General features: G+C 66.7%; 5 protein-coding genes. 4 read left to right on the top strand and 1 reads right to left on the bottom strand.

Annotated features, from left to right (window positions below):
- Positions 1 to 1,111: 1,111 nt before the first annotated feature.
- Positions 1,112 to 1,558 carry an ATP-binding protein gene (locus LZ199_RS44890; RefSeq protein WP_253999994.1) on the bottom strand — a complete coding sequence of 149 codons (447 nt, stop codon included), beginning with the start codon at positions 1,556 to 1,558 and terminating at the stop codon, positions 1,112 to 1,114.
- A gap of 312 nt (positions 1,559 to 1,870) precedes the next feature.
- Here LZ199_RS44890 and LZ199_RS44885 point away from each other — a divergent pair, with 312 nt between their 5' ends.
- From LZ199_RS44885 to LZ199_RS44875, 4 genes are all read left to right on the top strand, one after another.
- Positions 1,871 to 4,786, top strand: a complete 2,916-nt coding sequence (locus LZ199_RS44885) for a cell wall anchor protein (protein WP_253999993.1) — start codon at positions 1,871 to 1,873, stop codon at positions 4,784 to 4,786.
- A 297-nt stretch (positions 4,787 to 5,083) separates the two neighbouring features.
- Positions 5,084 to 5,563: an IS66 family insertion sequence element accessory protein TnpA gene (gene tnpA, locus LZ199_RS47090; RefSeq protein ID WP_407667349.1), complete on the top strand. Its 480-nt coding sequence runs from the start codon at positions 5,084 to 5,086 to the stop codon at positions 5,561 to 5,563.
- Between the two features lie 28 nt (positions 5,564 to 5,591).
- A complete protein-coding gene (locus LZ199_RS44880; protein WP_256569879.1) occupies positions 5,592 to 5,942 on the top strand; it encodes an IS66 family transposase in 351 nt (116 codons plus the stop codon).
- A gap of 266 nt (positions 5,943 to 6,208) precedes the next feature.
- Positions 6,209 to 7,315 carry a serine hydrolase domain-containing protein gene (locus LZ199_RS44875; RefSeq protein ID WP_253999992.1) on the top strand — a complete coding sequence of 369 codons (1,107 nt, stop codon included), beginning with the start codon at positions 6,209 to 6,211 and terminating at the stop codon, positions 7,313 to 7,315.
- The last annotated feature ends 365 nt before the right edge of the window (positions 7,316 to 7,680 follow it).

Here is a 7,680-nt window from a genome sequence, read left to right as displayed (position 1 = left end):
CAGGTTCGACGTCGCCTTCAGCACCTGCTGCTGCGCCGCATCGGCCATTGCCCGCTGTGCCTCCGCAGACTCGGAGCTCGCGCTCCTCCTCTCGGGCCGTCCCGCATCTGATCAAGTAGTACTAGAGCAGATGGCGATAGGGTGCTGGTGCAGTAGCCGCTGGTGTGAGCCAGCAATGCGTCTTGTGACGACATGGTGCCCTCTCCCCCTTGGATTCCGCAAAACCCAGCCATATAGGCCGACGCGGATATATGAATGCATTCCAACTTCGCCTGCAATCGACGCGCAGGTGTTATTGCTTTGAATGCGGCATAGTCGCACCCACGAAAGAACGCGCGAGCGAGGCAGTGAGTACTAGTCTATGAGCGACAAGTCACAAATAGCCTTTAGGCAGCATCCGGCTGATTGAAGCCATGCCCTTCAGAGGTATTGCCCTTTGGGGGTAGTTCAATTCACGGGCCAATGTCGCCAGAGGCCCAGTCTATGGGCGGTGGTGGCTGGCGTCTTCCTAGCCGGACTGGGGAGTGCAAGTCGACGGACGCGGGCGCCATGCCGGTGCTCAACATGCCCCGAGCGAAGTGGTGTCCGTGAAGGTGCGGCATGCCCCTGCTTTCCACCCTTGGTCATGAGCATGAAGAAATGGCGGGCGCCCGCGGAGCGTCTGGGGCGGCAGAGGTGGAGCCGCAGCGGGCGTACGCGAGGTTGGACGGGAGTCCCAAAGCCTGGACGCGGCTGGTCGCGGCGAAGGCCGAGTACCGACTGGCGGAACCTGCGGCGTTGCAGATGTTGGTGCCCGTGAGGCCTTGGTGCTTGTGGAGGAGAGCGGTGATAGCGAGGGCTCTCTTCACGCCGCAGCGGAAGCCTTGGTGGTACCTACGTTGTTGTGAGAGTCCCTCGCTTCCGTGGCTCTCCCACACTTCGTGTGGTGAGTGTCACCCGCTTCGGCGGCTCTCCCGCACTTCGTGTGGTTCTCCTCTGTGTCAAGGACCGGGGGTATGGACCGCGTGAGGGTCGGCCAAGCGGATCGCCCTGGTGAGCTCGTCAGGGAGCCGTTGTTCGAGTTCACGACGGTGACGAGTTTGGGGTCGGCCAAGCGGATCCACGCTGGTGTCTAACGTGCCTCCGCGGCAGTGGGCTTGCGGCGCCGGGCAGGGGGCGGATTGCGATAACTGTTGCCTTCGATGACCAGGACGTGAGCGTGGTGGAGAAGTCGGTCCATGGCGGCACTGGCCATCAGCGGGTCGCCGAAGAACGGAGGCCACTCTTCAATCGCCCGGTTGGAGGTGATGACGGTGCTCTTGCGCTCGTACCTCTGACGGACGACCTCGTAGAGGTCCACCGGCTCATCCTGTATCAGCCCGCGAAGGCCGAGGTCATCGATGATGAGCAAGTCTGGCGAGGTGAAGCGCAACAGGCGCTTTTCGTAGCTTCCGTCGCCCCGTGCGGCCCGGAGCTGCATGAGCAGTTCGTGGGTGCCGACGTAGAGGGTGCTGTAGCCAGCACGAGCTCGACGAAGCCCACAGCTCCAGGCACGCTCCAGATCACAGTGAGTCAGCACCGTTCTGCTGACGTCACGAGCCTGTCACAGCCACGGTCACGAGGCTTGCCTGGAGGCCCACCCCTCGGGGTGCCGACCGCCCTTCGGCCCTTGCACCGTGCGCAGATGTCTTTGGGCTTCGCGTTCTCAAAGGACTCCGCGTGACCGCATGGACAGGACTGTCACTTTTTTTCGATGACACCCGACGGCCCAAACCATTTCACGGCAGCTTTCCCGTGTCATGACAGTCGATTGCGCTTCGCACTGCGGGGTCCTTCACATGGCCGATTCCCGGACCTCCAGTCCAGTGAGTCGACACCCGATCAAAACCCCATGACCCCAATCCGAAGTCTGTGGCTCGCGGCCGCCCTACTGATGGCCGCCTGTGGAACGACTGAGCTCGCGCAGCCCGACGACGTACAGGATGCGACGACGGCCCAGCGCCTCTCCACGCTCTCCGTGCGAGGAACCACCAGCGCGAGCGGCCTGGCCACCACCACTCTCTCCATCCCCACCCCCGTCGGTACGGCCGCCGGAGATGTGCTGGTGCTGCAGCTGAGCAATCGCGAGGCCGTCACCGCCGTCGCCACCCCACCCGCTGGCTGGACGCTGCTGCGCTCCGAGCAGAGCGCCTCGGCCATCAAGTCCTGGCTCTTCCTCCGCGTGGCCAGCGCGGCCGAGCCGAGCAGTCACACCTTCACCCTCGACCTCGCCAGCTCCATGGCGGCCACCCTGGTCGCGGTGTCGGGCGCGGATCCGCTCCAGCCGATCGACGTGCACGTGGGCCAGAAGAATGGCAACAGCGCGAGCCTCGCGCTGCCCGTCGCCACCACGTCGTCCGCGAACGGCCTCGCGGTGTGGTTCTCGGCCCAGGTCTGGGGAGGCACCGCGTGCCCCGCGGTCCACACCCCTCCGACGGGCTTCACCGAGCAGCTCGACACCTGCCTCGTCTCGTCGTCGCGCGGCGTGCTGCACAGCGCCGCCACCTCGGAGCTCGGGGCCGCGGGTCCCCAGCCCGCCTTCACCGGCAGCTCCACGCTCCCCAACACCAACATCACGTACGCGGTGGTGCTGCGTCCCCTCCAGCCGCCGGCCACCGGGGAGATCACCCTCGTCGGCACCACGCACGCGAGCGGCAAGACGGTCACCAGCCTGACCCTCTCGACCCCTCCGGGCGTCGCCGCCGGTAACGTGCTGCTGGCGCACCTCGCGAACCGGAACCAGATCGGCGCCGAGCTCACCCCGCCCGCGGGTTGGACGCTGGTGCGCACCGACATGAGCACCTGGAGCATCCGCGGCTGGGGCTTCGTCCGCGTCGCCACCGCCAGCGAGCCCGCGAGCCACACGTTCCAGAGCTCCATCGCGAGCTACCTCGTCGGCAACCTCGTGGCGTATGCCGGCGTCAATCCGGCCAACCCGATCGACACGCACGCCGGCAAGAGCAACAGCGGCTCGACGGCCTTCACGACGCCGCAGCTGAGCACCTCGACCGCGGGCGGGGCTGCCGTCTGGTTCGGCGCGCAGACGTGGACCGGCACCGCGTGTCCGACCCCGGCGATCGAGCCCCCCGTGGGCTTCGCCGAGACCTACGACACCTGCCTGGTGTCCTCGTCCCAGGGCCTCGTCTTCAACGCCGCCTTCATGCCCCTCGCCGGTGCCGGCCTCCAGGGACCGTTCAACGGGAGCTCGACGTTCGCCGAGACCAACGTCGCGCAGGTCGTCGCCCTTCGCCGCGCCGAGGTCGCACCGTCCTCGGGGGTCGCGTTGCGTGGGAGCTCGCGCCACAGCGGCCTGTCGCTCGCTTCACTGTCGATCCCCAAGCCGTCGGGGACCGCGGCCAACGACGCGCTCATCGCGCGGGTGACCGTGCGCAACAACATCTCCGCGACCGTCACGCCGCCCGCCGGCTGGACGTTCCTGCGCTCGGAGCAGAGCGCCTGGGCCATCCGCACCTGGATCTTCTACCGCGTCGCGGGCGCCTCCGAGCCTGCGAGCTACGCGTTCGGACTGGACGCGAACACCCACATGGCGGGGAGCGTTGAGGCCTTCAGCGGCGTCGATCCGGTCCAGCCCATCGACGTGCACGCAGGCCAGAAGAACGGCGACTCCGCGTCGTTCACCGTGCCCGACGTGGTGACCGGCAGCGCGGGTGGCCTCGCCGTCTGGTACGGCTCACAGGTCTGGCCGGACGCCACCTGCCCTGCCACCGGCATCGAGCCGCCGCTCGGCTTCACCGAGGCCTTCGACGCGTGCCTCGGTCACGCCAATGGACTGCTCTTCAATGCGGCCTACCGGTCGCTCACCGCGCCGGGCCTCCAGACGGGCCTCTCCGGCAGCTCCGCGTTCGTGCAGACCAACACCGCGCACGTCATCGTCCTGCGCGCCGCCAACGCCCCCAGTTGCATGGTCGGCGACACGTACGCGAGCACCTTCACGCTCCAGGGCACCGTGACCGCGCCGGAAATCGTGGAGCCCTCGGGCCTGGCCGCGAGCCGCGTGGTCGGCAACGCGCTCTACGTACACAACGAGGACACCACCGCGATCGTCGCGATCAACACGCTCAACGCGAGCACGATCGGCACGTTCAACGTGACCAACGTGACGCCGGCCGACTGGGAGGACCTCGCGACCGGGCCCTGCCCGAGCGGCTCGTGCATCTTCATCGGTGACATCGGGAAGTGGAGCGCCAACTTCCCTCCGGGTGGCAGCCCCACGTCGTTCACGATCTACCGCGTGCCCGAGCCGGCTCTCGCCAACGGCCAGACCTCGGGGGGGCTCGTCGCCGAGGCCTTCCCGTTCGTCTATCCGGACGGCGCGAAGGACGCGGAGTCGCTGATGGTGCACCCCACCACCGGGGACATCTACGTCGTCACCAAGGACGGGGGCACGGGGAAGAGCGGCGTGTACAAGTTCCCCCGGCCGCTGACGCCGGGCGTGCAGGCCACGCTGATCCACGTCCACACGCTCCAGCTGCCGCTGAACGGAGACGCCAACTTCTCGGCCGCGACCGCGGCGGCGATCCACCCCTGCGCGGATCGCTTCCTCCTTCGCACCTACCGCACTGTCTACGAGTTCCGTGCGACGCCGGGACTTGGCTTCGAGTCGGCCGTCTTCGCGACGCCCGTCACGCTGACCGACACCACCGAGGGCCAGGGTGAGGCGCTCGAGTACGAGGCCAACGGCGCGAGCTACTTCACGATGAGCGAGAGCCCCTCGCCCTTCAGGCTCAAGCGCGTGCCCCTGCGGTAGGAGCGTCGACACGCCGAGGAGCAAGGCCGGTCGTGGGGCACGTCCCCATGGCCGGCCTTGCTGTTCCGAGCTGGGAGCTCGCGCTCGGCGCCGCCGTTCACGCGGTCGTACACACGGCGTCCCGCCTGAAGCCCAGGCACACCCGCGGACCAGAGCATGAGCACCTGTTCCCGCGCGCATCGCCGGGCCTGATGCCTCTCCTCGGAAGCGACGTGCGGCACGGAGGTCTCCGCGTCAGACGTGAGCGACCGACGGCCGACGTCCTGAACGTGGGTGGACCTGCCGGTTCACTCCGGCATGCGGCGACCCAATCCGGATGAGTGGAAGCAGTGGGTAGAAGAGTTCAAGGCGAGCGGGCTGACGCAGAAGCAGGTCGCGGACAGGCAAGAGGTCTCGCTCAGCGCCTTCCAGTCCAGGCTGTACAAGAAGCCGAGGTCCACGCGGGGACGGAGGTCCGAATCGACAGGCAGACCACGGGCGACGTTCCTTCCCGTGGAGGTGGTTGCCTCCCCCGTGCCGCGGACGCGAGAAGGGCTCATGCTCGAGGTGGCGCTGCCGCGAGGAGTGCTCCTGCGTTTCCCGGAGGGCACGCAGGCGGGTGCGCGCGGAGTGGAAGGAGAGACTCTACGCCGGCCACCTCTTCGTCTTCGTCTCTCGGCGCGGGGACAAGGTGAAGCGGACTGTCTTCGGAAAGAAGAGCGAGCAGCGCCCCCCGCCTCGAAGACGAGCTGCGCAAGGCCTCGGGCAACGCGCCCAGGCCGCGTGAAGCGACGCTGAAGGAGCGGCGGTCGAGGCGCGTGCGACGTTGCCGGAGCGACTGATTCATGCCCTTCGCTACACGAAGGGACAATGGAGTGCACTGACGCGCTTCTTGGAGGACCCTTCGCTGCCCCTCGACAACAACGCAGCGGAGCGTGCGTTGCGCGCCATGGCCCTGGGCAGGAAGAACTATCTCTTCGTCCGCAATGACGAGGCAGGTCGGAATCTGGCAGGGCTGAGCTCCCTGGTCGCCACGTGCGAGGCCCACGGCGTCAATCCCGAGACGTACCTCGCCGACGTGCTGATGCGCCTTGGCAGTCACCTTGCGTCAGGCCTGGACGAGCTGCTGCCTCACCGCTGGCAACCGTCCACCGCCTCCGCGCCTGACTCCTCCTGAAGCCACAATCCTTGGCGACCAGGACCTCCCTGCGCGGCTACCCTGCGGCGCGAGCGGAAAGGTGCATCCGGCGGACGTCACCCGTCGGCCGGTTACGGGAATCAAGTCGAGGTGACACCGAGAACTTCTCGTGTTCCAGGCTATGCGCATGAGCCGGTGCTACCGCGAGGGGGGCCGCGCGTGTCTGGCTCCGCCCTGGGGGGCGTGCGAGAGTGCCCCTCCCCTTTATGCGCCTGATGAACAAACGCTCCGTAGCCATTGCTGGAATGATGCTGGTGCTGGCCGCTTGCAAGACGACGGGCCCCGCACCCGCCCGCGATATCCCCACGGCAATGAACCAAGCCGCGACGACCCTGCTGCAGTCACGACTGCTGCACGCAACGTCGATCGCAGTGGTCTATCGCGGCGAGGAGTTCATCCTGCATCGGGGTGAGCTGGAGACCGGCAAGTCCAATCCGCCCGATGATTCGACCCTCTATGAGATAGGGTCGGTCAGCAAGACCTTCGTCGGCCTGCTGTTGGCAAACGCTGTCCTCGAAGGCAAGGCGACCCTCGACGACCCGATACAAAAGTATCTGCCGTCCGCCTATCCGAACCTGCAGTCAGACGGCGAGCCCATCCGTCTGCGCCATCTGGTCACCCACACCAGCGGCATGCCGGGGATGTTGCCACTGCAAGTGAATGAGGTGTTGAGGGACTTCACTGCGCATGCCACCCCGGCAAAGCTCAATGCCGCCTACGCGGAATACGGGCAGCCGCGGTTCTGGCAGGACCTGCACACCGTCAGCATCAAGGGCCCGCTCGGCAAGGACCATGCTTACTCGAGCGCCGGCACCGAGCTGGTCGCGCACGCCCTCGAGAAGATCCACGGGGCTCCCTACGAGTCGTTGCTCGCGGAGTTCCTGGCGCGGGAAGCCGGTATGCACGACACGTGGCTGCGCCTGCGTGCCCAGGACGCCAACCGCCTGGCTCCTGGCTACCACAGCGACAACCCGGTCGGCACCACGCCGATGCCACTGTTGCCCTGGGGTGCGGCGGGAGCCTTGAAGGCGACGATGCCGGAGATGGTGAAGTACTTGCGCTTGCAGTTGAGCAACCATCCCGCGGTGACAGAGTCACACAAGCCGCTGGTGCGCTTCGCGGAGGACTTCAGCATTGGCTATTTCTGGAACATCGGCCAGAGCAGCCAGTTGGGCACCCACTACGTGCATCACGGCGGCGTGCCTCGCGCGCAATGCTATCTCTACCTCGTGCCGAAGTATCAGTTGGGGGTGTTCATCATCACCAACCAGAGCGGCGATGCGACCGCCAACGCCATGGAACGCGCGCTGGCGCCTCTCTTTGACAGGGTCGAATCCATGCAGGGTCGCTGACGCTCCGACTGCTCGCCATGGCCGGAACGGCTGCTCGGCTTGAGCTGGAGTGAGTGCTGTGCCTACCCAAAATTCGGTCGCTGAGTCATGAGTGCGTCAAAGCTGCGTCAAGAACGCGCGTCATGACGTGAGCGCTGCGCATGACGAGCCGCTCGGGGGCGGGCCATGTCTCCCAGGCCAGTCGTACGGAGGGCGCTCACCGGGCCTGGATACGCATCTCCCTGTCTGGAATCCGGCGGCCCCTTCACGCGCATGGCGTTCCTCCACGTCTGGATTCAAGCGCAGGCACGACCGTCAAGGCATCTTCCCAGGTCCGCAAGGCCTGTAAAATTCGGCAAGAACAGCTATTTCCGGAAAACCAGCAC

Source organism: Myxococcus qinghaiensis (assembly GCF_024198215.1).
GTDB lineage: Bacteria > Myxococcota > Myxococcia > Myxococcales > Myxococcaceae > Myxococcus > Myxococcus qinghaiensis.
Note: the sequence above shows the minus strand (reverse complement) of the source record. Positions and strands in the feature narration are given on the sequence as shown.